Below are 26,113 nucleotides of genomic sequence, written 5' to 3' on the forward strand. Positions count from 1 at the left end.
TTTGCCGTGAAAAACAACCTAACATTTCGATGACGTCATACGTTTGAAACATCCATGTCAGAACGTCGTGCGAGCAGAATCAAGATTAACGATTTGGATCTCCTGCAATGCGCATACTCGTTGCGACCGATGCCTGGCATCCGCAAGTCAACGGCGTGGTCCGGACGCTGACGTCGCTTGCGCGCAGCGCAGCCGGGCTCGGCGCCGAGATCGAATTCCTCACTCCCGACGGTTTCCGCTCGGTCGGCGTGCCGACCTATCCTGGCCTGCGCGTGGCGCTGCCGAACCGCCGCGAGATCGCGCGCCGGATCGAGGAGGCCGCGCCCGAGGCGATCCACATCGCGACCGAAGGGCCGATCGGCTGGGCGGTGCGCGGCTATTGCCAGCGCAACAAGCTCGCCTTCACCACATCCTATACAACGCGCTTCCCGGAATATGTTTCGGTTCGCACCGGCATTCCCGACAGCGTCGGCTATGCGGTGCTGCGCCACTTCCACGCCGCCGGGTCGATGACGATGGTCGCGACCGACTCGCTGCGCAGCGAGCTCGCCGAGCGCGGCTTCCGCAGGCTCGGCTTCTGGACCCGCGGCGTCGACACCAGAATCTTCAATCCGGACCAGCCGGCGGTGCTCGATCTGCCGCGGCCGATCTTCATGACCATGGGCCGCGTCGCGGTCGAGAAGAACCTCGACGCCTTCCTGTCGCTGGACCTGCCGGGCTCCAAGGTCGTGGTCGGCGATGGCCCGCAAAGGGCGGCATTGGAACAGAAATATCCCGACGCGATTTTCCTCGGCGAGAAGAAGGGGCATGATTTGACCTCGCACCTCGCCGCCGCCGACGTCTTCGTGTTCCCGAGCCTGACCGACACCTTCGGCGTCGTGCAGCTCGAAGCGCTGGCCTGCGGCACGCCGGTCGCGGCATTCCCGGTCACCGGCCCGAAGGACGTCATCGCCAACCATCCGATCGGCGCGATCGACAACGATCTGCGCAGCGCCTGCCTGCGCGCGCTGACGATGTCGCGCGCCGACTGCCGCAATTTTGCGTTGGAGCGTTCCTGGGAAAACAGTGCGCGTCAGTTCATCGGCAATCTGGCCACGCTGCAGCCGAGCCGTGCGCCGCGGCCTGCCCGCCGCGTTGCCGGCCGCAGTGCGGTTCCGAATTAACACCTCAATCGAACGAGAGACGAGAGACGATCTATGGCTGAAATCATCAAGCTGGGTGCCGACCGTTCCATGGACTTCGACCGCGAGACGGTCGAGCAGGCCTATGACCGCTGGGCGCCGATCTACGACCTCGTGTTTGGCGGTGTGTTCAGCAAGGGCCGGCAGGCCGCGATCCAGGCCACCAACAAGATCGGCGGCCGGGTGCTCGAGGTCGGCGTCGGCACCGGCATCTCGCTGCCGCTCTATAGCCCGAACGTCCGCATCTTCGGCACCGACATCTCGGAAGCGATGCTGGAGAAGGCCAAGAAGCGGGTCGCGGAGCGGGGCCTGAAGAATGTCGAGGGCCTCGCGGTGATGGACGCCGAAAAGCTCGAATTCCCCGACAATTCGTTCGACGTGGTGATGGCGCAGTACGTGCTGTCGGCGGTGCCGAACCCGGAAGCCGCGCTCGACGAGTTCGCCCGCGTGGTGCGTCCGGGCGGCGAACTGATCATCCTGACCCGCGTCAGCGCCGATGCCGGCGTGCGCCGCTTCATCGAGCAGAAGCTGCAGCCGGTGGTGCGCCCGCTCGGGTTCCGGACCGCCGAATTCGCCTGGTCGCGCTACACCAAATGGCTCGCGGGCGCGCGCGGCATGGAGCTCGCGGAGCGCCGCCTGATTCCGCCGCTCGGCCACTTCTCGCTGGTCCGCTTCCGCAAGGCGGATGTCGCCAAAGCCGCCTGAGGCGGCCCGGCCAGGCGGCCCAGCCCGCCGCTCCTCCCGGGTGAGGTAGCGCACAGCGCACCCCAGGCCGGGAGGCTACGATCTCCTTCGCCTGATCTCCGCAGATCTTCTCGGGATGAGGCGAGACCCTGCTCCGGTTGCGTCAAGGCGTCGCTCCGCATTGTCATATGTCATTATGATGATGTCACACGCGATACATCGAATCCCTGTAAATCCTGTTCCGAAAGATGTTGGGGGAACCAATGATCAAGAATTTCCTGCAAGAGCTGCGTACCCAGCGTTGGGATGACCATCGCTTCTACCATCACAGCCGGATCAACCAGAGCCTGCACTTCGTCAGCGCGCTGAGCTTCCTGTTCGCCTATGTGATGCTGTTCTTCGATCCGGTCGTGTCGGCGCTGGTCGGCTGGCTGGTCTCGATGACCTCGCGCCAGGCCGGTCACTTCTTCTTCGAGCCGAAGGGCTACGACCACGTCAACCAGGCGACCCACGAGCACAAGGAAGATATCAAGGTCGGCTACAATCTGCAGCGCAAGGTCGTGCTGATGGCGATCTGGGCGCTGTCGCCGATGGTGCTGTACTTCGATCCGACGCTGTTCGGCCTGTTCAAGCCCTGGGTCACGATGGGCGACTTCACCCGCCAGGTGGCCAAGATCTGGCTCGTGGTCGGCATCGGCGGCCTCTTGTTCCGCACCGTCCATTTGTTCTTCATCCGCGACGTCGAGACCGGCCTCGTCTGGATGACCAAGATCGTCACCGACCCGTTCAACGACCTGAAGCTCTATCACAGGGCGCCGCTGTTCCTGATGAAGGGCGAACTGATCGATCCGGGTCTCGAGAAGCACGTCAAGCACGCCTGATCGGTTGCCCTCAGAGTCTTCAAGCTACGTCATGCCCGGGCTTGTCCCGGGCATCTACGTCTTAGGATTACGGCGGATCATCACTTGAGCGCCTTCGACCGCGCGTACACGTCACCTCGCCCCGCTTGCGGGGAGAGGTCGGATCGCGCCAGCGATCCGGGTGAGGGGGGCTCACCACGAGTCCGTCCATTTCCGATTTTATGGATGCAGCCCCTCACCCCAGCCCTCTCCGCGCAAGGGCGGGGCGAGGGAGCAGGGGGGCCGCGCGTTGCCTCAGCGCCTGAACTTCACGGTGACGACCTAAACGCCGTCATTCCGGGGCGATCGCGCCAGCGAGCGAACCCGGAATCTCGAGATTCCGGGTTCGATGCTGTGCATCGCCCCGGAATGACGGTGTGCTCAGCGGCCGAACCTCACGGCGACCATCTCCTTCAGGATCTGCCGCTTGATGTTCTTGTTGGTGAGGCCGGCCTTGTGCCACCACCAGCCGTCGCGCTTCATCTTCTCGGCTGCGGCGACGAAGCGGTCGCTGACCTCGGCGAAGTCGGCGTCGGTGTAGTTCAGGGTGAAGATCAGGCGGCCGGTGCCGACCCAGCTCAGCGCCAGGCCCTCGGCCCGCAGATAGTATTGCAGCATCCAGTTGTAGCGGGACGGCTCGGTGTAATAGACGGTCCAGATCGACGAGATGTTGCCGACGCGAACCGGCAAGCCTTGCGCGGCGAGGCGGTCGTTGAGCGCCTTGGCACGGCCGTTCCAGGTCTCGTCCAGCCCGTTGTAGATCGAGCGGAAGTTCGGGCTGGCGAGCCGGCTCAGGAACTCGTCCATCGCCGTCATCACATAGGGATGCGAGTTGAAGGTACCGCGGGCGAAGCAGATGTCGGCCGGGCGGTCGGCGCGGAAGCGCCGCATCAAATCCTTGCGGCCGCACACCACGCCGACCGGAAGCCCGCCGGCCAGGCTCTTGCCGTAGGTCGCCATGTCGGCCTTGACGCCGAAATATTCCTGGGCGCCGCCGGCGGCGAGGCGGAAGCCGACGAACACCTCGTCGAAGATCAGGACGATGCCGCGTTCGGTGCACACCTCGCGCAGCTTCTTCAGCCATTCGGTGTAGGCGGCGCGGTCGTATTTGGAGGAACGCGAGGAGTCGACCAGCGCGGAATCGCCGGGCGCGTTGGAATTGGGATGCAGCGCCTGCAGCGGGTTGACCAGCACACAGGCGATGTCGCTGCGCGTCCGCAGCACGTGCAGTGTCTTCTCCGACATGTCGGCGAGCGTGAAGGTCTCGTGCGGCGACACCGGGTTGCCGACGCCGGGCTGCACGTCGCCCCACCAGCCGTGATACGCGCCGGCGAAGCGCACGAGGCGCTTCCGCTTGGTGTGGTAGCGGGCGAGCCGCACCGCCTGCATCACGGCCTCGGTGCCGGACATATGGAACGAGACCTCGTCGAGGCCGGACAGCTCGCAGAGCCGCTTGACGTTGTCGGCAATGACCGGGTGATAGGGGCCCAGCACGGGGCCGAGCGCGTGGGCGCGCTTCTCACCCTCGGCGATGCACTCCTTGTAGAAGTCGTTGCCGAAGATGTTGACGCCGTAGGAGCCGGTCAGGTCGTAGAAGACATTGCCGTCGACGTCGGTGACGGTGACGCCGCTGGAGGCCTCGACGAAGGCCGAGGTGCCGAGATGCTCGCGCACCAGGCGGCTGTACTGGAACGGCACGCGGTAGGTTTCGGTGAACTGCAGGTCGGAGATGCGCTTCGTCACCTCGGCGGTCAACGCGCGGCCCTTGGGGTAGCGATCCCCGTAGAGGCCGGCGAGGCGGAAGAAGCCGTCCTGGCGCTGCATCGCGACGTCCTTCGGCGCGCCGTCGGAGCGGAAGAAGTCGTCGATGTCGAATTCGTAGTGCGGGACCATGCGCGCGACCATCTTGGACATCTTGGAATGTCCGGTCAGCGAGCGGTGTTTGGCGCGCGACAGCGCGATGCGGACCTGAATTTTGGGGAAAGCTGCGGCGGCGCCGGCAAGCGCGGCGGCGGACAGCGAGAGAATCGGAAGGGATGTTTCCATGACAGAAGCGCTAGCCTCAGCACCTAACAGATTCATGACAGTCAAGGGCCTGATCTCGGCATTCACCCAGCAGGAAGACCTCAATTTCCTGCTCACCAACCGGATTCCGCGGGCCGCGCTGACCCGCTTCATGGGCTGGTTCTCCAAGGTCGAGAACCCCCTGGTGCGCGACGCCTCGATCGCCTGCTGGAAGCTGTTCTCCGACCTCGATCTGTCGGAGGCCAAGAAGACCGAGTTCAGGAGCCTGCACGATTGCTTCACCCGCGAGCTCAAGCCCGGCCTGCGTCCGGCCGCTGCCGATCCTGCCATCATCGCGAGCCCGTCGGATGCGATCATCGGCGCGCATGGGCGGATCGAGGACGGGCAATTGTTCCAGGTCAAGGGCGCGCCCTATTCGCTGCTCGATCTGGTCGGCGATCCGGCGCTCGTGGAGCAGCACCGGAACGGCCGCTTCGTCACGCTGCGGCTGACCTCGAGCATGTACCACCGTTTCCACGCGCCCTATGATCTTGCCATCGACAAGGTGACGTTCATTCATGGCGACGTCTGGAACGTCAATCCGATCGCGCTGAAGCGGATCGAGCGGCTGTTCTGCAAGAACGAGCGCGCGGTGCTGCGCGCCAAGCTGCCAACCGGCGAGGCACTGACGCTGGTTCCGGTCGCGGCGATCCTTGTCGCCAGCCTCCGCCTGCATTTCCTCGATATCACGCTGAACGCGCAGTCGCGGGGCCTAGTGGATTTTTCCTGTAACGCGCATGTGAAGAAGGGCGATGAACTCGGCTGGTTCGAACACGGCTCGACGATCATCGTGCTGGCGCCCGGCAATTTCGAATTCCCTGACAACGTCGCGGAGGGAACGCGGATCAAATGCGGCGAGCCGCTGCTGCGGAAGCCTTTATAGCCTTGTTTCCATAGCGCTCATCGTTTGAGCATGAAAACCGGTTTCCACTTTTTCCGATCATGCTTTAGAGTAGCGGGATCGTCGTGCGACGATCCTAAATCGCAAACCTGATGGACACGAGATGGCGCGGACGCCTGTTCTGGCGGCGGGAGGCATTGTGCTGCGGCGGGACGCACCGCAGCGCTTCGCCGTGGTGCGGCTGCGCAAGCGCAATGAATGGGTGTTGCCGAAAGGCAAGCTCGACGACGGCGAGACGCCGCGCGCCGCTGCCGAGCGCGAGGTGCTCGAGGAAACCGGCCATGACGTCGACGTGCACGAATTCCTCGGCACGCTGGTCTATGATTCAGGCGGCCGATCCAAGGTGGTGCATTACTGGCGCATGGATGCCGGCGGCAAGCCGGTGCGGGCGCTGATGAGCGACATCCGCGAGGTGGACTGGCTGCCGCTCGATGCGGCACTCGAGCGTCTGTCGCGCGGCTACGAGCGCGCGTTCCTGGAAAATGTCGGACCGATCGCGTTGCAGGCCGCGGCGCTCACCGAGCGCGAGCGGCGCGCGCGGGCGAGAGCCGTGGCCGCAGAGCGCCGGCGGATTCGCGAAGCCGCAGTGCCACAGGTCATCGACGAGCAGGAGGTCACCGACGCGCCTGATGTTGCCGATGCGGCTGCGCCGGCGGAGACGCCGGCCATCGATCAGCCGCCACTCGCGCAAAGCGAGCCCGATCCGCCGGCCATGGCGCCGCAAGACGTTCCGGTGGCCGCACCCGATGCAACTGCCGAGACCGAGCGAGGCGCCGAGACGGTGATCCCTGAACAAACGCCGCCATTCGTGCACGAGGTCGTGCCGGCCGGCGCGGCACCTCGGCCCACGCCGCGCAAGAATCTGATCGAACGCGTGCGCGACTGGCTGCGCCGCGCGGCGTGATCACCCGCACATCTGACGTCGTGCCGTTGGCTGCCAGGCGTCAATGTCACGCTGCAAGGCAAGACACTCGGCAAGACGCTTGGGCGAGCCCAGGTCACGGGCCAGAAGCTGTGCCGCATGAACTTCGGCCATGGCGCCGCGAACATCTCCATGCTCCAGCTGGAGGCTGGAGATCTGAAGCCGCAGCCGCACGATCTGGACCCGCCCCTCGATGCTGGACCACAGCTGGCGGGCGAGATGGAGATGCCGCATGGCTGTTTCATGGTCCTGCCGGGAAAGCGCGAGGATCGCCTGTGCTTCGTTGGTGAGTGCGCGGATCGAGGGCATCGGCCAGCGATCCGGACTTCCCGACAGTTCGCAGATCAATGCCTTCGCTCGAACGGTCCGATGCGTGTGCGCGGCAACCAGCGCCAGATGCGCGAGCAGGATTCCGCGTCGCTGCAGCGTCCACCAGGTCTTGCCGATCAGGCTCCGCTCGAGGCTTGCATAGGCGGCCTCCGCTTCCCCTCTTGCGAGCAGCAGCATGGCGCGGCCCGGCTCCGGACACCAGCCCAGCGTGTAAGCCCTGTCATAGGCTTCGAGCGCTGCGTCGTCATTGCCGATCGCCGCCTGAATATCGCCCAGCACCCGGTTGGCATCGCCAAGAGACCAGGGCGCATCGCTGGTCAGGCGTCCGAGCGCGTCCTGAATGCGCGACAGCGCTTCGTCGAGCGAGCCTCGGATGCCGAGCACCTCGGAGCGGTGCAGCTGGCACGAGCCCGTCAATTCCATGCCGCTGCCCGAGCAAAAGTTCTGGTAGCTCCGCGTCCACTGGTCGGCGCGTGCCCAATCTCCGAACATCCGGGCCGCCCAGAGGATGTTGCAATAGAGGTTGCCGCCCATGATCGGGTCCAGATTGTTGCTGGACAGGGCAACCGCGGCGGCATGGTCCTGATCGGACAGTCCTCCGTGTGTGTCGCCGAGGCACAGCCGATAGAAGCCGCGATAGGCCAGGCTCAGCGCTTCGATATTGATCGCATCCTTGTATCTGACGGCGGTGTAGGCAGCGTCGGCCAACGCGAGTGCCTGTTCCGGCTCGCCATCGAAAGCAGCCAGTTTCGACTTCATCCATAACACCAGGGCCGTCGTCGGAGGATCGTCGAGCGTTGAAGCCCAATCTTCCGCCCGCGCGAGCCAGCCCTTTCCGATCGCGGCCTGGCCGCTTTCGAAATGCAAAGCCGAGAGTGCTATCGCGTCGACCGTGGCGCCTGCCGCGTCACCGGCCTGGCTGCGTGCGCTGACCGCGCGAACCAGAATCGGAATCGCTGCCGTGGCCCTGCCGAGGCACTGCAGGGCAAGCGCCCAATCGTGCAGATCTTCAGCGTTGAGCTGGCCGCTTTCATCCGCGCTCGCGAACAGGGTCGCTGCCTGCAGCCACAATTGTCCGGCCGCTGCGCGTCGGGCGAGACCGATTGCACCGACGGTGCCATCGACTTGCTTGGGGTCGATGCGTTCCGGCTGCCGGATCCCGGACTCGAGGAAGAAGCGATAGCCTTTGCCCGGCAGATTTCGGATCGCGCCGTCCATGCCGCCGTTGCGCAGCGCGGCGCGCAACGCACTCACCGCCCGCTGCAGCGAGTTGTCTGTGACCGTCACATCCGGCCAGACGGCTTCGAGGAGTTCTTCCTTGGGGATGACCCGGTCGCGGTGTCGAACCAGATAAATCAGCAGATCGAACACACGCGGCTGCAATGGGACCTCTTGGCGCGCGCACAGCAACACGCGTCCAGCTTCATCAAGCTCGAACAGTCCAAATGAGAATGCCATGTGTATGAGTGCGGGCTCGGCGGAAAAGGTTCAGGCAAGGATCAGACAAAGATCAGGCAATGATCAGTCCGCGGTAAGGACAGTCGGCATCGACAGCGCCTATAGCTGATCATGGCTCGCCATGAGCGCCTGCCGTTTCAATAATTGCAACCGAGGAGATTTCGATGGAACTCTATGTCATTCGCCGTCCGAGCGCCTGGGCGAACATGAGCGAGCTGGAACTCGCCGGCGCAACGTCCGCAAGGGTCGGCGACGAGCAGATGCCGGACCGTGTCCGCTGGATCCGCAGCTATGTGGTGCACGAGGCGGATGGTCGCATCGGCACATTCTGCATATACGAGGCGCGTGACGGTGACTCGATCCGGGAGCATGCGCGCTGCGTCGGCATGCCGGGCGAGGAATTCTACAAGGTCGCGGCAACCGTGGTGGTGCGTGGTGATCCGGTCCAACCACCCATTGCAGCCGAATGACGCCTGCGCGGCGTCGCATGGCGTATCCCGACCAAACCTGATCCGGAGCGCCATCACACTTCGATCAAGGAAACAATTATGTCGATTTCATTCATGGAATCCATTTCAAGTCCGGTACGAAGGCATTTTTCCTTCCTGCTTTTGCGGATCCGCCGGATCGTCAATCAATCGGTCGCAGGCATGCTCGCCCATCGCGAGCGGCAGGCCAGTCGCCTGATGCCGCGCGAGGCCGGCGGCCAGTCGAAGGGCGCCGGGAACCGCTGCTCACGGCCGATCCGGCGAAGCGCGCTGCTCGGGCTGGTGATCGCGGGTTTGTCCTCGCCCGTGTTCACCCGAGCGGAGGAACCTGTCGTTCTGGAGCATCGTGCAGCTCCGGCGCAGCAGGCCGCCTCGACGCAGCGTGGCAGCCACGGCTGCAGGCATCGCTCGGACTGGAGCATAGTTGCCGCATCGACCATCCCGGTCCTGCTCGACCGCCGCACATAGCGCGCAGCACATTTGAAGTCATTGCACTGCTCGACGCCGTTTTTTGGCGCAACCCGCGGACTTTCGGCGAAGCCGGCGGCCTTGCCGCGAGCCGCACCACATTTTCAAAGGAGATGCACATGAACGTTCAGACCGAAATGCCGACTGTCGATCTCGCCGCCGTCAAGGCGCGCCAGCAAGCCACCTGGAGCTCGGGCGACTACGCGATCGTCGGCACCACGCTCCAGATCGTCGGCGAGATGCTCTGCGAGGCAGTCGACCTGCGCAGCAATCAGATGGTGCTCGACGTCGCCGCCGGCAACGGCAATGCGACGCTGGCTGCGGCGCGGCGCTTTGCCGACGTGGTCTCGACCGACTACGTCGCGGCGTTGCTCGAGCGCGGCCGCGAGCGGGCGGCGGCGGAGCGTCTGCCCATCACGTTCCAGGAAGCGGACGCGGAGAAGCTGCCGTTTGCCGATGCCAGCTTCGATGTCGTGCTGTCGACCTTCGGGGTCATGTTCACCGCCGACCAGCAGCAGGCGGCGAATGAACTGCGCCGCGTCTGCCGCATCGGCGGCAAGATCGGCCTCGCAAGCTGGACGCCGGAAGGTTTCATCGGCCAGCTGTTCAAGACCATCGGGAAGTATGTCCCGCCGGCGCCGGGCGTGAAGTCTCCCGCGCTGTGGGGCACCGAGGCGCATCTCGGCGCCTTGTTCGGCCCGCAGGCGACGCTCGATGCCAGGCGCAGGCACTTCAATTTCCGTTACAGGTCGCGCGAGCATTTCCTCGAGATCTTCCGCACCTATTACGGGCCCGTGCTGAAGGCGTTCGGGGCGATCGATCCGGTCAAGCAGCAATTGCTCGCCGCCGACATGTTCAGCCTGATGGACCAGTTCAATATCGCCAGGGACGGCACGCTGGTGATTCCGAGCGAATATCTGGAGGCCGTGATCACCAGGCGCGGCTGACCTGCCGCTCGGCATTGGTCGATCTGTGCATGGCGCCGGCGTAACTCGCCGGCGCCATTCGCTCGTTTGATCGACATTGCTGTGATCTCAGTTACTGGCGCTTGTCCCTGGGTGGAGGCTTCGCGCCGCGCGGCGGAGGCGGCGCGCGCCGTTGCTGGAAGCCTGGCCGCGCCTGCACCGCGGGCCGTTGTATGCCCGGACGTACGCCCGGTGCGGCTTGCTGGATGCCGGGTCGGATCTGGCCGGGCGCCTGCGGCACGGGCTGCGCTGTGCCTTGTCGCGGCGCGCCCGATTGACCCGGCTGGGCCGCCGGTGGTCCTGGCTGGCGCACGCCGCCCGGCGCCTGGGTGCGGCCGGGCTGCAGACCGCCTTGACGTGCCGGCGATTGTTGTCCGCCGGGTTGCGTCGTGCCGCCTTGGCGCGCGGGCTCTTGCGTGGGGGCTTGGCGCGTTGGCTGTTGTCCCGCCGGCTGTTGTCCGGCTGGCGTCTGGACGCCGGGCGCGTGCGGCAGCGTCGCGCCGCCGGGTTGGCCGGGCAGCGCATGCTGTGCGCCGCCTTGCTGCTGCGTGGCGGGCCGCTGCTGCGAACCTTGCCGGCCAGGCGTGCCCGGTTGCTGGCCGGGACGGTTCGGCTGACCGGGCTGCTGCATCTGGCCCGGACGGTTTTGCTGACCCGGCTGCTGCGGCGTGTTGCGGTTCTGGCCCGGCAGGCCGTTCTGCCGCTGCGGGTTCGGCTGCACGGGCTGGCCGCGGTTCGGATAGGGCGCGGCCGGATTGGCCCTGCGGAAATCGGGATTGGCGCGGCGGAAGTCGCGCTGCTCGGTCACGACCTGGCGGCCCAGCGTCTGCGCGCTATGGACCTGGCGTACAAAGCCCTGGTCGCGCGTGATCTGTTGCGGCGAGATCGTCAGCGGCACCGCGGCGAAGCGGGCACCGCCGGTGCCCGGACGAATCGCAAAGCCGCTGGCGCCGCGCGTCAGCACGCCGAGCGAGGCACCGCTGCGGTCGTTGACCTCGATGCGGCCGACATGTCCGTCGGCGTCGGGATAGAGCTTGATGCCGACATTCCTGCTGGTCGCGGTGGCGCCTTCGGGCACCTCGACGAGACCGGTGGTGCCGCGGATGCCGAGCGTCGCGGTCGGGGTCGAGATCTTCATGTCGCCGGTTTTGGCGACCGCGGCGGCGACGAAGGCCGCCGTTCCCTTGGTGACGTTGAACAGCGCGCTGTTCTGTTGGCCGCCGTCCTCATAAACGTAATTGTCGATCGTGATCCTGGCATTGGCGCGCAGGTTGAAGGTGGTGCCGTCGTTGAAGGTGATGCCGAGCGAGGAGGTCCCTGATGTCGCGACCTCGTCATTGGCAAAGATGTCGTCGCGGATCTGCAGCGGCGTCGCGGTGCTGTTGCGCGTGACGGTCGCGGTTCCTGTCAGTATCGCCACGTTGCCGATCGGCTCGGGCGCTGCGGGCTGCGCGCTCGCGGCCGGCGCCGGCGTTGCAGGCGCGGGTGTTGCGGGAGCGGGCGTAGGCGGCGTCGCACTCGGCGCCGGGGCGGGCGCCTGTGCAGGTTGCGCCTGTGCAAGCCGCGTCAAGTCCGGCGCGGCATTGGCCGCTGATTGCCAACCGATCGTGACGCCGGCGCCAAGCAGAAGCGCAAAGAGAAGGCTGCGGCGCATCGCCATCGATTCCCGGGGGAGGCAGTGGGGACGGCAATTGAGCCGCGTCAGGCTGAATGCCGGATGAACGGTCGTGCCTTGTTGTCATGGCGGACCGAAACGATCAAGCACCGCGCTCCGTTGCCGGAAGCGCGGTGCTTGGTCGCTGTTGGGGTTTTGCTTAGCCGCGCTTGTGAGGAGTGATATTGAGCGGTTTCGCCGGCTTGGCCGCGGGCGCATAATTCGCGGGTTGCGCAGCCGCCGGCGGCACGTAGTGGAACACCGCCTTGCAGCCGTCGCTGAGCAGCGCGCGCTGGCGGATCATGCAGGCGGTGACGCGATCGACGTCGGGAATTTCCGAGCTGCACAGCCGCATGGCGTCGCTGGTGCACATCTGCTGCTGCTCGTCGGTGTAGGCATAGGACGCCGAGGTCAGCAGACCGAGCGTGAACGCGGTTGCCGCCAGCAGTTTGCCGTGACGAAGCGCGGAAGCGGTGAAAGCCATCATGTCCCCCTTGTGATCGCGCCGAAGCAGCGCGTTGTCGAACCGATCACTAGGCAGGCTTGGTTTCGGCAATTCTTCGTTGTCACGGCAAAATGGTTTCGTCGCGCGGGCCGTTTGTTTCGTCGACCACACCCCGGTCGGGGGCTACGGCGCAGCTGGCGCCGGTGCCCCTTCGAGCGCGAGCACGGCCTCGCGCTGCGTCTCCGGCATGGCGCGGATGCGGCGCCTTGCGGCGAGGCGGAGCGCGGCAAAGCCGCCGAGGAACACCACGATCTTGCTCACGATGCCGAAGATCGGCATCACGACGGCCCATGTCGTGATCTCGCAGGTCAGCGCGACGATGGCGTTCACCGCGGCGGAGATGAACATCAGGGCGGCCCAGGCATAGCCGACCTTGACGGCGACATCGGGCACGACTTTCTGTGCGATCTCGGGCAGGTAGCGGTTGAGCCAGCCGGGTTTGAGCATCACGACGCCGACGATGGCGTAGATCACGCTCGGCTTGAACAGCACGAAGCGCGGGTCGTGGGTCAGCAGCGTGGCGGAGCCGGCGGCGACGACCAGGAACAGGCTGAGCCATTCCATGGTGTCGATCCGCTTGCCGCGCACCATCTGGACGCCGATCTGCACGACGCCGAACGCGATGCCGAGGCCGACCGCAAGCGCGGTGTTGTGCGTCAGCAGGAACAGAACAAGAAAGACAAGCGTCGAGGCGAGATCGAGGGCCAACAGCCTGGCCGCGGTGAGGAAATGCTTCATTGGTCGCCGGTCGCCCGCAGGTTCAATTCATTTTCGACAATGCGGCTCTTATAGCGGGTCCGGGCACCCACATGAAGCGACCGCCGGGCAGATACAAGCCATTACCTGAAGGCGACTCGCAAAACTCGCCTCACCGTTGCACGGCGCAGCGCTGCACGCGCATCGCATTCGAGCCCCTCATCGCGATCGTCGAGCTGTAGTTGTGGCGGAGTGAACGCAAAACAGCAAAGCGCCGGCGGGGGCGGCCGCCGGGCGCTGAACTCATGCCTGTCGAATGTCCTAGAACACGCCGAGAATAATGGCGCCGACGAAGGCTAACGCGATGTACGCGGCCACAATGCTCAGCTTGCTCAGCAGAGGACTCGCGAAATCCATTGGGGAAACTCCCTCGGTTCACACAACGCTGCCCGCATTAACGTCAAAGCTAGCAAGGGGTTCCAGGCCGAAAAAGGCAGTCTTGTTGTCAGGCTCGCTATTCGCGGCAATACCGCATTGCGATGCGCGGCTCAAATAGCCGCCGAATCAAGGCGTTGACGCGTCGCAAATATATTCGGCGGCGGCGCCGGTTCCAGGGGCCGATAGCAGTACCCGCTTGGATGTCCGTCGGTTGCTCTCGCCCCTGTGTCGTTGCGCCGCAAGGCAGCATCGTCATTTGTTGTGCGCCTGTCACAAACCATACCCAGATTGCCGCCCGCAATGACCGGGGCTCTACCCCGGTAATAAGTACTTGGGGCGTTACGTGAAATCTGAGTTTCTGAGCCGCGCAAGCCGGCTTGCGCTGGCTATTTCTGCGACTTCGTTGGGGTTCTCCTGTCCGGCACTGGCCGCAAGCTTCAGCACTCCTCCCAACAGCACGACGGCGCAGACCGTCTCCAACAATGATACCGGCTCGGTCGCCGCCGGCAGCAGCCTGTCGGTGACGGGCACCGCGATCACCTGGATCACCGGCCTGTCGTCGCCCGGCGTCGTCATCACCAACAACGGCACCATCTCGGCGACCTCGCGCGGCATCGACACCTCGAGCAGCGCCATCAGCGGCAATCTCACGCTGATCAACAATTCCGGCGCGCTCTTCACCGCGTCCAATGATGCATTCCGGATCAATGGCGGCCTGAGCAGCGGGTCGGTCACCGTCGACAATGCGGGCACCATCCAGTCGACGGGCAACGGCCGCGTCTTCGACTTCGTCAACGCGACGTCGAACACCACCGTGTTCTCGATCACCAACCAGAGCGGCGGCATCATCAAGTCATCAGGCAGCGACGTGATGCGGATCGGCGGCGGAACCACCACGATCACCAATTCCGGCATGATCGACGCGACCAATACGGCAGGGTCTCGCGCGATCCGCGCCACCACCAATCTCAACAACGTGATCTCGCTGTCGGTCGTCAACAATGCGGGCGCGACGATCCAGTCGGCGGACGATGCCATCCAGATCAACGGCGCGTCGGGCAGCAACAGCACGACCGCGGCCAGGTTCTCGGTCGACAATGCCGGCACCATCAAATCGGCGACCGGGCAGGCGATCGACTTCGACAATCTCATCTCGACCGCCGCGAGCGTTCACATCACAAACCGCGCGACCGGCCTGATCACTGCGGCCAATGCGGACGCGATCCGTCCCGGCGAAAACTTCACGATCGACAACGCCGTGGTCGCTGGCGCTGACGCCCTATGCCGCCGGACAGTTCACGACCTACGATCTGCCGTCCTATGCCGAGCAGGTGCTGTCGGGATCGAGCGCGTTCGCGGTGGCCTATGGCGCCAAGACCGTCACCGCCACGCGCAGCGAACTCGGCCTCCGCAGCGATCGCTCGATCGCGTTGCAGGATGGCATTCTCAGCCTGCGCGGCCGCCTTGCCTGGGCGCACGACTACAACACCGATCGCAGCGTTGCCGCGACATTCCAGACGCTGCCGGGCGCGTCCTTCGTGGTCAACGGTGCGGCGCCGGCGAGCGATGCGGTGCTCACCACCGCGAGCGCGGCGATGAACTGGACCAGCGGCTGGTCGGCGGCGCTTACCTTCGAAGGCGAGTTCTCCGACGTCACGTCGTCCTATGGCGGCAAGGGTGTCGTTCGCTACACGTGGTGATGACATCATCTCGGCAGGGCGCGTGTTGCCCTGCCGGGTTCCGCTGCATGGTTAAGGACAGCTGAAAACAACGCATCGAAATGCGTTGAAGAGTCTTTAATCAAATTCGCAGAACCTCCGCGCCATGACGCGTGGAGTTCGTTTGTATCTCGTCGGCTCCCTTGTCCTTGTGTCGCTTGCTGGTTGCGGTCGCGGTCTGTTTCAGACCGCCGAGCGCGAACCGTGGCGGGCCGAGGCCGAGGCCGCATGCCTGAAGTCGGGCGCGGTCAAGGAGAGCGCCGACCTCGTCCGCATCGATCCGATCTCCGGTCCCGGCGTCTGCGGCGCCGAGTTCCCGCTCAAGGTCGCCGCGCTCGGTGAAGCCAGTTCGGCTTACGGATTTGCCGACGACAGCCTGCGCCCGCCGGCATCGGTCGGCAACCAGCCGCGCTGGCCGATCAACCGCCAGCCGCCTCCGCCGCCCGCGCAGGCGCCGTATTCCAATCAGGCCGTCGGCCAGCCGAGCTATGGCAACGAGCCGGGCTATGGCAGCCGTCAGAATGGGCCGGTCTCGCTGTCGGCGCCCGGCGTTCCGCCGCAGCAGGACGAGATCGATTTGCCGCCGGAAGGCTCGCCCGATGCCAGGGGCGAGCGACCTTATTATCCCGGTCTGCCATCCAATCCGCAGCGCGACAGCGCGGCCGCGCCCTATTCACCGGCACCGTATTCCCAGCAGCCGCCCGGCGCGCCACCGCCGCCGCGGCTCGGTCCCTCGAGCGGCAATCCGGTGGTGACGGTCGGCCCGGTCGCAGTGAAGCCGGCGGCAACGCTGGCGTGCCCGATCGTCTCGGTGCTCGAGCGCTGGCTCGCCGATTCCGTACAGCCGGCGGCGCAGCGCTGGTTCGGCGCGCGCGTCGTCGAGATCAAGCAGATTTCGGCCTATTCCTGCCGCGGCATGAACGGCAATTCGCACGCGCATATTTCCGAGCACGCCTTCGGCAATGCGCTCGACATCGCAGCCTTCACGCTGGCTGACGGTCGCCGCATCACCGTGAAGGATGGCTGGAGGGGCCTGCCGGAGGAGCAGGGCTTTCTGCGCGATGTCCAGGCCGCCGCCTGCCAGCAATTCACCACGGTGCTGGCGCCGGGGTCCAACGTCTATCACTACGACCACATCCATGTGGATCTGATGCGCCGGGCCAGCCGGCGTCTGATCTGCCAGCCCGCCGCCGTCTCGGGCGAGGAGGTCGCGGCGCGTGCCGGCGGCCGTAACCCCTATGCAACGCGCGAACCTTATGTCACAGGATCGCTCGGCGGCAGAAAGCCGGCCCCGCGGGGTAAGGCGGGGGTCAACGAAGAAGACGAATTCGCCGACGAATAGGGACGCGTCTGATACCCGTATTTTTACTGGGTGACACCGTGCAAACGGTAGCCACTTTTATGCTGCATATGCTTCGGAGCCGGGCGCACCCGGCTGATTTCTGGGGGATAGCTTTGCAAGACGCGCCGATCATTCTCGTCATCGAAGACGATCGTGATCTTCAGATGATGGTAGAGGACGCCCTGAGGGACGGCGGCTATGAGCCGGCGATCGCGGGCTCGGGCGAGGAAGCGTTGACGCTGCTGAAGGCGTTCCGCACCAAATACTCAGCACTGGTCACCGACATCCGCCTGCTCGGCCGGCTCGACGGCTGGCGCGTGGCGCGCGGCGCCCGCGAGATCGACCCGTCATTCCCGGTGCTCTACATCACCGGCGGCGGCGGCGACGAGTGGCCGACCCGGGGCGTGCCGGACAGCGTGCTGCTGAACAAGCCGTTCTCGCCCGACGAACTGGTCGCGGCCGTGGCCAAGCTGCTCAAGAACGGCGCGCCGGCCTGAGCGACTGATCGTTCCTGCGATTTGACGATGCGCACGTTGTGCGGGCAAAACGTGCCGGCATGAATGATTTCGCACAGTCGATCACGGCGGCGGCATCGCTGATAGCCGGTCGCGATCCGGTCCTGCTTGGGATCGTCGCATTGTCGTTGCGCGTCAGCCTGCTGGCGAGCCTGCTCGCGCTTCTGATCGGCGCGCCGATCGGCGGCTGGCTTGCGATATCGAGGTTTCGCGGACGGCAGGTGGTGATCGTGCTCGCCAATGCCTGTCTCGGCCTGCCGCCGGTCGTGGTCGGCCTCGGGCTTTATCTGCTGCTGTCGCGATCCGGACCGCTGGGCTTCGCCGGACTGCTGTTCACGCCGACGGCGATGGTGGTGGCGCAGGTCATCCTGGCGACGCCGATCGTGGTTGCGCTGGTGCATCGTCCGGTCGCGCTGCTGTGGGCGGAATATGCCGATTTGATCCGCACCGACGGCCTGTCCCGCCTGCGCAGCCTTGCGCTGGTGTTCTCGCTCGGCCGCGCCTCGCTGCTCACCGCGTTCCTCGCCGCGTTCGGCCGCGCCATCGCGGAGGTCGGCGCCATCATCATCGTGGGCGGCAATATCAGCGGCTATACGCGAACGATGACGACCGCGATTGCGCTCGAGACCAGCAAGGGCGAGCTGGCGCTCGGTCTCGGGCTCGGCGTCATCCTGCTTGCGCTGAGCGTCAGCGTCAGCACGATCGCGTTTCTGCTAGTGCGCGGCGTTGGGGAAAAATAGCTGCTCGCCACCGACCTTGTAGCCGGCGATGGCTGACTGCCCAGCCTGCGAGACCAGCCAGTCGATGAAGGCCTCGCCGTCCGCGGCCTTCACCGTCGGATGTTTCGCCGGATTGACCAGCATCACGCCGTACTGGTTGAACAGCCGCCGGTCGCCTTCGGTCAGCACGGCGAGCTCGCCGCGGTTCTTGAACGACAGCCAGGTGCCGCGGTCGGACAGCACATAGGCATTCGACGCGGATGCCATGTTGAGCGCCGGACCCATGCCCTGGCCGATCTCGCGATACCACTGGCCCTTCGCTGAGCCGAGATCGACGCCAGCCGCCTTCCAGAGCCGCAGCTCGGCCTCGTGCGTGCCGGAGTGGTCGCCGCGCGAGATGAAGGCCGAACTGGTCGCAGCGATCTTGCGCAGGGCATCCGCGACATCCTTGTCGCCGGCGATATGCGCCGGATCGGCCTTCGGGCCGACGATGACGAAATCGTTGTACATCACGTCATATCGTTTGGTCGCAAAGCCCTCGGCCAGGAATTTCTCTTCGGCCACGCGATCATGCACGAACACGACATCGGCATCGCCGCGCCGTCCGATGTCGAGCGCCTGTCCGGTGCCGACCGCGACCACCTTCACGGCAATGCCCGAGGTCTCCGAGAACCGCGGCAGCAGATAGCCGAACAGGCCGGACTGTTCGGTCGATGTCGTCGAGGCGACGGTGATGGACCGGGTCTGCGCGAGCGCGGGACCGGCGAACAGCATCACGGCGGCGATGACAAGGTGTCGAAGGAGGGATGTCATGTGAATACTGCGTACCGGAGAACGATGTCGGTCACCATGCCGCATTTCGTCCGGTGACGCAAAGCAGGCGCGATGTCGCGCGCTGCGGTCGGCGGTGGTAGGGTCGCCTCGAACGAAGCAATAAGAAGGGATATCAGGTCATGGCTTTGGAGAAGGTCGCGCTCGTTACCGCAGGCGGCAGCGGCATGGGAGCGGCGGCGGCGCGGCGCCTCGCGGCCGATGGTTTCCGCGTTGCGATCCTGTCGTCGTCGGGCAAGGGCGAGGCGCTGGCAAAGGAGCTCGGCGGCCTCGGCTTCACCGGCTCGAACCGTTCCAACGATGATCTGAAACGCGCCGTCGACGGCGTGGTGGAGCGTTGGGGCCGCATCGATGCGCTGGTCAACAGCGCCGGCCACGGCCCGCGCGCGGGTGTGCTCGAACTGACCGACGAGCAGTGGCACACCGGTCTCGACGTCTACCTGATGAACGTGATCCGCCCGACGCGTCTCGTCGCGCCTCACATGCAGGCGCAGAAGTCGGGCGCGATCGTCAACATCTCCACCGCCTGGGCGTTCGAGCCGAGCGCGATGTTTCCGACCTCGGCGGTGTTCCGCGCCGGGCTCGCCGCGTTCACCAAACTGTTCACCGACAGCTACGCCGCCAGCAATGTGCGCATGAACAACGTGCTGCCAGGCTGGATCGACAGCCTCCCGGCAACCGACGAGCGCCGCGACAGCGTGCCGATGAAGCGCTACGGCAAGGCGGAGGAGATCGCCGCAACCATCAGCTTCCTCGTCTCCGACGGCGCGGGCTACATCACCGGCCAAAACATCCGCGTCGACGGCGGATTGATGCGGTCGATTTGAGGCAACTGCTAAACCCGTCATCCCCAGGGCCTGACTCATAGACGGACTCTGAGGAGCAAGTGAGCTTGTGATTCACAAGCGGCACCAAATATTCGGTGTCGTCCCGGCGAAAGCCGGGACCCATAACCACCGATGGTCATCGTTGCGCGTCGATGGAACGACGAGTCCCGTCCACAACATCCGCCGCGGAGTATGGGTCCCGGCTTTCGCGGGACGACATCAAAGTGTGCGGCGCCGTTCGTACCCGTTGCGTCGCCACAACTTCCGTCACCAGTTGCGTCTACGCGCTGCGCGGCGCGCTCCAGGCCGCGGGCGTCACAATTGCGGCGACCTCTGATTGCGTTTGTCGTGATGACAAACTGAAGGCGCAGGGCTAGCCTTCCGTCAAATCAAAACATACGGAGGAATGGCATGCCAGACGCAGCAGTTGCAGCACGCGCTTCAGACTCCACGCAGAGCGGAACCACGCAGCAGGTCGACGTTGCGGTGGTCGGCGCCGGCTTCGCCGGACTTTACCTGCTGCATCGGTTGCGCAAGGCGGGCTTCTCGGCGATCGCGCTCGAAGAGGGCGCCGATGTCGGCGGCACCTGGTACTGGAATCGTTATCCCGGCGCGCGCTGCGACATCCAGACCATCGACTACAGCTACACCTTCGATCCCGAGCTCGATCAGGCCTGGACCTGGTCGGAGAAATACGCGACCCAGCCGGAAATCCTGCGCTATCTCGGCTTCGTCGCCGACCGCTACGATCTGCGTCGCGACATCAGGTTCGGCACCAAGGTCACGCAGGCGACCTGGAATGATGCGACCTCGCGCTGGCAGATCTCGACCAACAACGGCGCCGACGTCTCGTGCCGCTACTACATCATGGCGACCGGCTGCCTGTCGTCGCCGAAGCCGCCGGAGATCGACGGCGTCAAGGACTTCAAGGGCGAGATCTATTTCACCGGCCGCTGGCCGCATCAGGGCGTCGATCTCAAGGGCAAGCGCGTCGCCGTGATCGGCACCGGATCGTCGGGCATTCAGTCCATACCGATCATCGCCGAGCAGGCCGCGCAGCTCACCGTGTTCCAGCGCACCCCGAACTTCGCGCTGCCCGCGGGCAACGGCCCGGCGCCCGAGGATCGCAAGACCTATTTCGAGAGCGACCGCGCCGCCTATCGCGACCAGGCGCGCTGGTCGATGGCCGGCGTGCCCTATCCGCAGCAGACCGTGGTGAGCTGGCAATTGAGCGACGCCGAGCGCCGCGAGCGGTTCGAGAAGGCGTGGGCGGCGGGCGACCTCGTCCATATCCTGACCCAGCTCTGGGCCGACCAGGCGGTCGATGTCGACGGCAACAGGTTGGTCGCCGACCTGATCCGCGAGAAGATCGGCGCCGTGGTCAAGGATCCGGAGACGGCGGCGGCGCTGGCCCCGCATGATCATCCGTTCGGCGCCAAGCGTCCCTGCCTCGATACCAACTACTATGCGACCTACAACCGTCCCAACGTGACGCTGGTGAATCTGCGGCAGGAGCCGATCAAGGGGATCACCACCAGCGGCATCTTCACCAACGGACGCAAGTTCGACGTCGACGTCATCGTGTTCGCCACCGGCTTCGACGCGATGACCGGGGCGATCATGGCGGTGCATCCGATCTCCGGCCGCGGCGGCAAGTCGCTGTCGGATGTCTGGGCGCACGGACCGCAGACCTATCTCGGCGTCACCGTCGCGGGCTTTCCCAATCTGTTCATGATCACCGGTCCCGGCAGCCCGTCGGTGCTGTCGAACATGGCTGTCTCGATCGAGCAGCACGTCGATTGGGTGGTGGAGCGGATCGCCGCGCTGCGCGACGCCGGCTTCACCACGATGGAAGCGACCGAGACCGCGCAGGCCGGCTGGGAACGGCACATGGCCGATTGCGCGACGCTGACGCTGCACCGGCTCGCCAACACCTGGTACACGGGCGCCAACGTGCCCGGCAAGCCGCAAGGCGTGATGCCTTATACGGGCGGCGTCGGTCCGTATCGCAGCATCTGCAACGAGGTGGTCGGCCGCGGCATGCTCGGCTTCAAGCTCTCGGGTCCCGGCGTTGCCGAGCAATGCAATGACGGCGAGATCGTGCGCCTGCAGCCGGATGTGCGGCTGGTGCTGAACCTGCTCGGCGAAATGAACCTGCCGCCGCTCGAGACGATGGGGGCGCAGGGCGCGCGCGACTTCCTCACCGAATTCAACAAGGGGCGTCCCTTTGGCCGCCCGGTCGGCGAGGTCGGCAGCGGCATGCTGCAGGGCGCGGACGGTCCGCTGCCGTATAAGCTGTACCGGCCGGCGACGCCGGGGCCGCATCCGATCGTGGTGTATTTCCACGGCGGCGGCTGGGTGCTCGGCGACGAGATGTCGGACGATCCGTTCTGCCGCGACCTGTGCCGGCGCACCGGCATGATCATCGTCAGTGTCGGCTATCGCCATGCGCCCGAGCATCGCTTCCCGGCCGCGGCCGAGGACGGTTTTGCGGCGACGCGCTGGATCGCGGCCCATAGCGCCGAGCTCGGCGGCAGGGCAGGGCCGCTGCTGGTCGCGGGCTGGAGCGCCGGCGGCAACATCGCGGCCGTCACGTGCCAGCTCGCGCGCGATCGCGGCGGGCCCGAGATCGCGGGCCAGCTCCTGATCTGTCCGGTCACCGATTCCACATTCGACCGGCCGTCCTATGTCGACAACGCGACCGGCTATTTCCTGACCCGCGGGCTGATGTACTGGTTCTGGGACCTGTACTGCTCGCCGGCCGACCGCACCGACCCGCGCGTCGCGCCGCTGCGCGGCAAGCTCGAAGGCCTGCCGCCGACGTTCATCGCGACCAGCGAGTTCGATCCGTTGCGCGACGAGGGCATCGCCTATGGCGACGCGCTCGCCAAGGCCGGCGTCAAGGTCGAGCAGCTCAAGGCGCAGGGCCACTTCCACTCGTCGTTCGTGATGGTCGACGTCATCATCACCGGCGTTGCCGGCCGCGTGAAGATGGCGAAGGCGCTGCGGCGCTTCGCCGGCCTGCCCGAGGAGGTCGAGCAGGACAACGTCGCTACGCCGGAGGTCAACGCGGCGGCGAACTAGCTCGGGTTTGAATTGCAGCCGCGCTCCCTCTCCCGCTTGCGGGCACTTGCGGGGGAGGCGCGTTGCGAAAATATCGAAAACAACCCCATGCAAAGGAGCCGGCGGTGGCAGGCGTTCGACCTAGCCACTTGACACGTCGGGCAACTCACGGATATATTTCTAATATTCCGAAATCCCTCGCTCTAACCGAGCTCGAACGTCGTGACGCCGAACACGCGATCGATCCGGAGTGGCGGGATCGCGCCGGTATACATCCGCGCGGTCTCGAACACCGGCGACAGCCCGAGGCCTTGCGCCAGCGCGACGGCGTCGCGGTTGACCGCGGGGACATCGAGGAAGACCTCGCCGCTGCCCGCGCTCGCGAGCAATGCCGCGACAACGGCCTCGGCGCCGGCACGGTCATCGGCAACCAGCGGACCGATCTTGCGGCCGGTCCGGCACGGGCGGATCACGCCCCAGCCGGCCAGCCTGCCGTCGCGCATCAGCGCGCGCCCGACATGTCCTGACGTGTTGATCCAGGCGCGCAGGAATGCCGGCCGCGGTGCGGGAAACACCGTGGCGTCATCGGCCTCGATCAGCGCCATCGGCAGATCGGTCAGCGCGAAGGTGCCGTCGCTCGGCGCGGATGGTGCGGCGACAGTGCCGCCGTAGCGCACATTGGCGTAAGCGAGCGCGAAGCCGGACTTCTGGTAGTTCGCCTGCTGCGCCACCACGCCATCGAGCCCGATCACGCGCAGGCGCGCATGCGCGATGGCCGCATTCCAGATCTTCAGGCCATGGCCGCGGCCGCGCAGATCCGGACGCACGATGTAGAAGCCGAGGAAGGCAAATTGCGCGCCGTAATTGACGCAGGAGATCACCGCGGCCGGCTCGCCATCGAGCTCGCCGATGAAGAAGCCCTGCGGGTCCTCGGCGGCAAAGCAGGGCGCATCTGCGAGACCAGGATTCCATCCCTCCGCCGCGGCCCAGTCCACCGCGAGCGCGATCTCGTCCGGCTGCATCTGTCGGATGGTGAGGTCGTTCATGGTCGATCGCCTCGTCGTGCTGGAGTTATTGATCGTGCACATCGACGGCTGGAGAACAATACCCCCCGTGACGATCTAAAGAACGTACGTCCGTCATGTTGATGAGGCTGCCAACGAGTCCGCACAAAGCGCGGCCCGATGATAAACTCCGCGGCCGTCTCAAGCACGACGGCCCCCAGCCGGGCCGCGCATGCTTCGAGGCTCGCTACGCGAGCACCTCAGCATGACGGGACGAAGAGCGCGCTGGTCCGCGATAAGACGTCGATCTCACCCGGCCTTCGGCCGGTACGCCGCGAAGAACACGCGCGTCGCGCTGTCGACGACGGTTGCGATCCGCTCCGGCGAGGGCGACGGCTTGGCCTGGAAGATGAACGCCTGGAACAGCGTCGCCTGGCACATCTGCATGAATTGCCAGGCCGCGAGCTGGTAGTCGTCGATCACGAGCTCGCCGAGCGCGGCGCGCGCCTCGAGATAGGCGGCGAAGCGGTCGACGGTGTGGGCGATGACGTGGGTGTAGAACCGGCTGCCGAGCTCGGGCATCCGCTCGGCGATCGCCATCACGGTGCGGATCGCCGAGCCGCCGCCGGGCCGGCACAGCACCGCGACATAGGCGCGGCCGAATTCGGGGAGGGTGGTGTCGACGTCGCGCGCCGGATCGAAATTGAAGGCGACCTTGCCCTGCTCGAGCTTTTCCTCCTCGACGATTGACGCGAACAGCCCGGCCTTGTCGGGGAAATAGACGTAGAGCGTGCCCTTGGAGACGCCGGCAGCGCGCGCGATCTCGCCCATGCTCGCGCCGTCAAAGCCGAGCTCCAGGAATACCTTGCGGGCGCCGTCCAGGATCTGGCGGCGTTTCGACGATTCCTCCTCGCCGACGGACTGGAGGGAGGTTCGGGGCGCTGCAACCATTGAATTAGCTTCTCGGGAAAGAACTCAACCCAGAGTAGGAAAGGGAAGAATCGAAGCTTTATAATCTAGCGGGCGGGAATATAGATTGACCGAACCGTTCGGTCAATGGTATCTTGGGAGTGACGATGCGCCGCACGGCCCTTATTCCGCCATCGCGCGCGTCAAGATTTTTGTGGGGAGCCTCGGCCATGGCCGCAGCACGGGATCAGGCTGCACGCATTGTTCGTTCCGAGCCTGAGATGGCCGAGGACGCGATCGCGCGCGATGCATCCGCCGATTTCGGCGAGCAGGGCCGAGCTGAAGAAGCCAAGCGTCCCGCGGAGGCGCCGCCCGCGTCTGCGCCCGAGCAGCCCGCGGCTTCGCCCGCGGCGGCGCCGGCGCCGAAATCCGGCAAGCGCAAATTCGTGATGATGGGCGTGGTCGGCCTGCTCGCGCTCGCTGCCGCGGGCTATGCCGCCTATTACCTGATGGTCGGGCGCTTCTACGTCTCGACCGACGATGCCTATGTCCGCGCCAACAACTCCATGCTCGGCGCCCGCGTCGCGGGCCATATCGCGGCGATCCTGCCCGGCGACAACGCGCTGGTGCACGCTGGCGACGTGATCTTCCGGATCGATGACGGCGACTACCGCATCGCGGTCGACGCCGCGCGCACCCGGATCGCGACCCAGCAGGCGACGATCGAGCGCATCGGCCGACAGGTTGCGGCGGCGGCGAGCTCGGTCGAGCAGGCGCAGGCCCAGCTGGTGTCCGCGCAGGCCGGCCTGAAGCGCGCCGATCTCGATTTCGACCGCCAGCAGGCGCTCAGCACCAAGGGTTTTGCCTCGCGTGCCACCTTCGAAGTCTCGGAGGCCGGCCGTGATCAGGGCGCGGCCAGCGTGCGGTCCGCGCAGGCGGCCTATGATGCGGCCAAGGACAATGTCGAGGTGACCAAGGCGCAGCAGGCCGAGGCCCGCGCCCAGCTCGCCGAATTGCAGACCCAGCTCGCCAAGGCCGAGCGCGATCTCGAATTCACCAATGTCCGTGCGCCGGTCGACGGCACCTTCTCCAACCGCCTGGTCAACACCGGCGACTATATCAATGTGGGCCAGCGGCTCGGCAACGTGGTGCCGCTCGACGGCGTCTACATCGACGCGAACTATAAAGAGACCCAGCTCAAGCGCATCCGCACCGGGCAGCGGGTGACGATCAAGGTCGACGCCTACGGCTTCCGCAAGTTCACCGGCCTCGTCGACAGCATTTCGCCGGCGGCGGGCTCGGTGTTCACGCTGCTGCCGCCCGACAACGCCACCGGCAACTTCACCAAGATCGTGCAGCGCCTGCCGGTCCGCATCCGCGTGCCTGCCAGCGTCGCCAGGCAGGGCCTCTTGCGCGCCGGCATGTCGGTCTACACCACCGTCGACACCCGTGAAGGCGCGGCCGATGCCGACGCCGAAACTGATCTCGACGCGCCGATGATGATCCATCCGCAGTGATGTCTTGAAGCTTCG

24 protein-coding genes are annotated in these 26,113 nt (G+C 65.7%); 15 read left to right on the plus strand and 9 right to left on the minus strand.

Going from position 1 to position 26,113, the window contains the following annotated elements; all coding sequences use genetic code 11:
- The first annotated feature begins 107 nt into the window (after positions 1 to 107).
- The 3 genes from J2R80_RS18160 (at position 108) to J2R80_RS18170 (ending at position 2,746) form a co-directional block, all read left to right on the plus strand.
- Positions 108 to 1,163 carry a glycosyltransferase family 1 protein gene (locus tag J2R80_RS18160; RefSeq protein ID WP_168857513.1) on the plus strand — a complete coding sequence of 352 codons (1,056 nt, stop codon included), beginning with the start codon at positions 108 to 110 and terminating at the stop codon, positions 1,161 to 1,163.
- 33 nt (positions 1,164 to 1,196) lie between these two features.
- On the plus strand, positions 1,197 to 1,886 hold the full coding sequence (locus J2R80_RS18165; protein WP_057014960.1) for a methyltransferase domain-containing protein: 690 nt from the start codon (positions 1,197 to 1,199) through the stop codon (positions 1,884 to 1,886).
- A gap of 242 nt (positions 1,887 to 2,128) precedes the next feature.
- A complete protein-coding gene (locus J2R80_RS18170; RefSeq protein ID WP_253639060.1) occupies positions 2,129 to 2,746 on the plus strand; it encodes a hypothetical protein in 618 nt (205 codons plus the stop codon).
- 399 nt (positions 2,747 to 3,145) lie between these two features.
- Here J2R80_RS18170 and J2R80_RS18175 read toward each other — a convergent pair whose 3' ends face one another.
- Positions 3,146 to 4,810 carry an aminotransferase class III-fold pyridoxal phosphate-dependent enzyme gene (locus J2R80_RS18175; RefSeq protein ID WP_253639061.1) on the minus strand — a complete coding sequence of 555 codons (1,665 nt, stop codon included), beginning with the start codon at positions 4,808 to 4,810 and terminating at the stop codon, positions 3,146 to 3,148.
- A 34-nt stretch (positions 4,811 to 4,844) separates the two neighbouring features.
- Between J2R80_RS18175 and asd the strand changes: the two genes are divergently transcribed.
- The gene (gene asd / locus J2R80_RS18180) at positions 4,845 to 5,711 is read left to right on the plus strand and encodes an archaetidylserine decarboxylase (RefSeq protein WP_057014963.1); all 867 of its coding nucleotides are present in this window, start codon (positions 4,845 to 4,847) and stop codon (positions 5,709 to 5,711) included.
- Between the two features lie 121 nt (positions 5,712 to 5,832).
- Complete coding sequence (locus tag J2R80_RS18185; protein ID WP_253639062.1) at positions 5,833 to 6,633, plus strand: NUDIX hydrolase; 801 nt, start codon at positions 5,833 to 5,835, stop codon at positions 6,631 to 6,633.
- Here the strand turns inward: J2R80_RS18185 and J2R80_RS18190 are convergent, their stop codons facing one another.
- Positions 6,634 to 8,439: a winged helix-turn-helix domain-containing protein gene (locus tag J2R80_RS18190; protein WP_253639063.1), complete on the minus strand. Its 1,806-nt coding sequence runs from the start codon at positions 8,437 to 8,439 to the stop codon at positions 6,634 to 6,636.
- A 164-nt stretch (positions 8,440 to 8,603) separates the two neighbouring features.
- Between J2R80_RS18190 and J2R80_RS18195 the strand changes: the two genes are divergently transcribed.
- The 3 genes from J2R80_RS18195 to J2R80_RS18205 all read left to right on the plus strand — a co-directional run bounded on the left by J2R80_RS18195 (position 8,604) and on the right by J2R80_RS18205 (position 10,342).
- Positions 8,604 to 8,909: a nickel-binding protein gene (locus J2R80_RS18195; RefSeq protein ID WP_057014965.1), complete on the plus strand. Its 306-nt coding sequence runs from the start codon at positions 8,604 to 8,606 to the stop codon at positions 8,907 to 8,909.
- Positions 8,910 to 8,987: 78 nt separating this feature from the next.
- Complete coding sequence (locus tag J2R80_RS18200; protein ID WP_168857518.1) at positions 8,988 to 9,395, plus strand: hypothetical protein; 408 nt, start codon at positions 8,988 to 8,990, stop codon at positions 9,393 to 9,395.
- Positions 9,396 to 9,514: 119 nt separating this feature from the next.
- Positions 9,515 to 10,342 (plus strand): class I SAM-dependent methyltransferase, encoded by an 828-nt coding sequence (locus J2R80_RS18205; protein ID WP_233475622.1) that lies wholly within the window; start codon positions 9,515 to 9,517, stop codon positions 10,340 to 10,342.
- Between the two features lie 91 nt (positions 10,343 to 10,433).
- On the opposite strand, the gene J2R80_RS18210 is transcribed toward J2R80_RS18205, so the two are convergent.
- The 4 genes from J2R80_RS18210 to J2R80_RS18225 form a co-directional block, all read right to left on the minus strand.
- A complete protein-coding gene (locus J2R80_RS18210) occupies positions 10,434 to 12,020 on the minus strand; it encodes a FecR domain-containing protein (RefSeq protein WP_168857520.1) in 1,587 nt (528 codons plus the stop codon).
- A 154-nt stretch (positions 12,021 to 12,174) separates the two neighbouring features.
- Positions 12,175 to 12,501: a hypothetical protein gene (locus J2R80_RS18215; RefSeq protein WP_063790043.1), complete on the minus strand. Its 327-nt coding sequence runs from the start codon at positions 12,499 to 12,501 to the stop codon at positions 12,175 to 12,177.
- A 141-nt stretch (positions 12,502 to 12,642) separates the two neighbouring features.
- A complete protein-coding gene (locus tag J2R80_RS18220) occupies positions 12,643 to 13,257 on the minus strand; it encodes an inner membrane-spanning protein YciB (protein WP_253639064.1) in 615 nt (204 codons plus the stop codon).
- A 735-nt stretch (positions 13,258 to 13,992) separates the two neighbouring features.
- Positions 13,993 to 14,805 carry a hypothetical protein gene (locus J2R80_RS18225; RefSeq protein ID WP_168857522.1) on the minus strand — a complete coding sequence of 271 codons (813 nt, stop codon included), beginning with the start codon at positions 14,803 to 14,805 and terminating at the stop codon, positions 13,993 to 13,995.
- A gap of 59 nt (positions 14,806 to 14,864) precedes the next feature.
- Between J2R80_RS18225 and J2R80_RS18230 the strand changes: the two genes are divergently transcribed.
- The 4 genes from J2R80_RS18230 to J2R80_RS18245 all read left to right on the plus strand — a co-directional run bounded on the left by J2R80_RS18230 (position 14,865) and on the right by J2R80_RS18245 (position 17,968).
- Positions 14,865 to 15,353, plus strand: a complete 489-nt coding sequence (locus J2R80_RS18230) for an autotransporter outer membrane beta-barrel domain-containing protein (RefSeq protein WP_229192769.1) — start codon at positions 14,865 to 14,867, stop codon at positions 15,351 to 15,353.
- 124 nt (positions 15,354 to 15,477) lie between these two features.
- Complete coding sequence (locus J2R80_RS18235; protein WP_168857524.1) at positions 15,478 to 16,713, plus strand: extensin family protein; 1,236 nt, start codon at positions 15,478 to 15,480, stop codon at positions 16,711 to 16,713.
- A gap of 113 nt (positions 16,714 to 16,826) precedes the next feature.
- Positions 16,827 to 17,210: a response regulator gene (locus J2R80_RS18240; RefSeq protein WP_050425581.1), complete on the plus strand. Its 384-nt coding sequence runs from the start codon at positions 16,827 to 16,829 to the stop codon at positions 17,208 to 17,210.
- A gap of 59 nt (positions 17,211 to 17,269) precedes the next feature.
- The gene (locus J2R80_RS18245; protein WP_016845814.1) at positions 17,270 to 17,968 is read left to right on the plus strand and encodes an ABC transporter permease; all 699 of its coding nucleotides are present in this window, start codon (positions 17,270 to 17,272) and stop codon (positions 17,966 to 17,968) included.
- Here J2R80_RS18245 and J2R80_RS18250 read toward each other — a convergent pair.
- Positions 17,942 to 18,760, minus strand: coding sequence for an extracellular solute-binding protein (locus tag J2R80_RS18250; protein WP_057014973.1), 819 nt, complete (start codon positions 18,758 to 18,760; stop codon positions 17,942 to 17,944). The genes J2R80_RS18245 and J2R80_RS18250 overlap by 27 nt on opposite strands.
- Positions 18,761 to 18,900: 140 nt before the next feature.
- Between J2R80_RS18250 and J2R80_RS18255 the strand changes: the two genes are divergently transcribed.
- Together J2R80_RS18255 and J2R80_RS18260 are read left to right on the plus strand one after the other, a co-directional pair.
- On the plus strand, positions 18,901 to 19,605 hold the full coding sequence (locus tag J2R80_RS18255) for an SDR family oxidoreductase (RefSeq protein ID WP_057014974.1): 705 nt from the start codon (positions 18,901 to 18,903) through the stop codon (positions 19,603 to 19,605).
- Between the two features lie 411 nt (positions 19,606 to 20,016).
- Positions 20,017 to 22,689 (plus strand): alpha/beta hydrolase fold domain-containing protein, encoded by a 2,673-nt coding sequence (locus J2R80_RS18260; protein WP_168857525.1) that lies wholly within the window; start codon positions 20,017 to 20,019, stop codon positions 22,687 to 22,689.
- Between the two features lie 182 nt (positions 22,690 to 22,871).
- On the opposite strand, the gene J2R80_RS18265 is transcribed toward J2R80_RS18260, so the two are convergent.
- Together J2R80_RS18265 and J2R80_RS18270 are read right to left on the minus strand one after the other, a co-directional pair.
- Positions 22,872 to 23,714 carry a GNAT family N-acetyltransferase gene (locus tag J2R80_RS18265; RefSeq protein WP_253639065.1) on the minus strand — a complete coding sequence of 281 codons (843 nt, stop codon included), beginning with the start codon at positions 23,712 to 23,714 and terminating at the stop codon, positions 22,872 to 22,874.
- A 267-nt stretch (positions 23,715 to 23,981) separates the two neighbouring features.
- Positions 23,982 to 24,623 carry a TetR/AcrR family transcriptional regulator gene (locus J2R80_RS18270; protein WP_168859081.1) on the minus strand — a complete coding sequence of 214 codons (642 nt, stop codon included), beginning with the start codon at positions 24,621 to 24,623 and terminating at the stop codon, positions 23,982 to 23,984.
- 239 nt (positions 24,624 to 24,862) lie between these two features.
- Between J2R80_RS18270 and J2R80_RS18275 the strand changes: the two genes are divergently transcribed.
- A complete protein-coding gene (locus tag J2R80_RS18275; RefSeq protein ID WP_375162649.1) occupies positions 24,863 to 26,098 on the plus strand; it encodes an HlyD family secretion protein in 1,236 nt (411 codons plus the stop codon).
- Positions 26,099 to 26,113 lie beyond the last annotated feature (15 nt).

The sequence above is a fragment of the Bradyrhizobium sp. USDA 4541 genome (assembly GCF_024171085.1).
Taxonomy (GTDB): Bacteria; Pseudomonadota; Alphaproteobacteria; order Rhizobiales; family Xanthobacteraceae; genus Bradyrhizobium; species Bradyrhizobium australafricanum.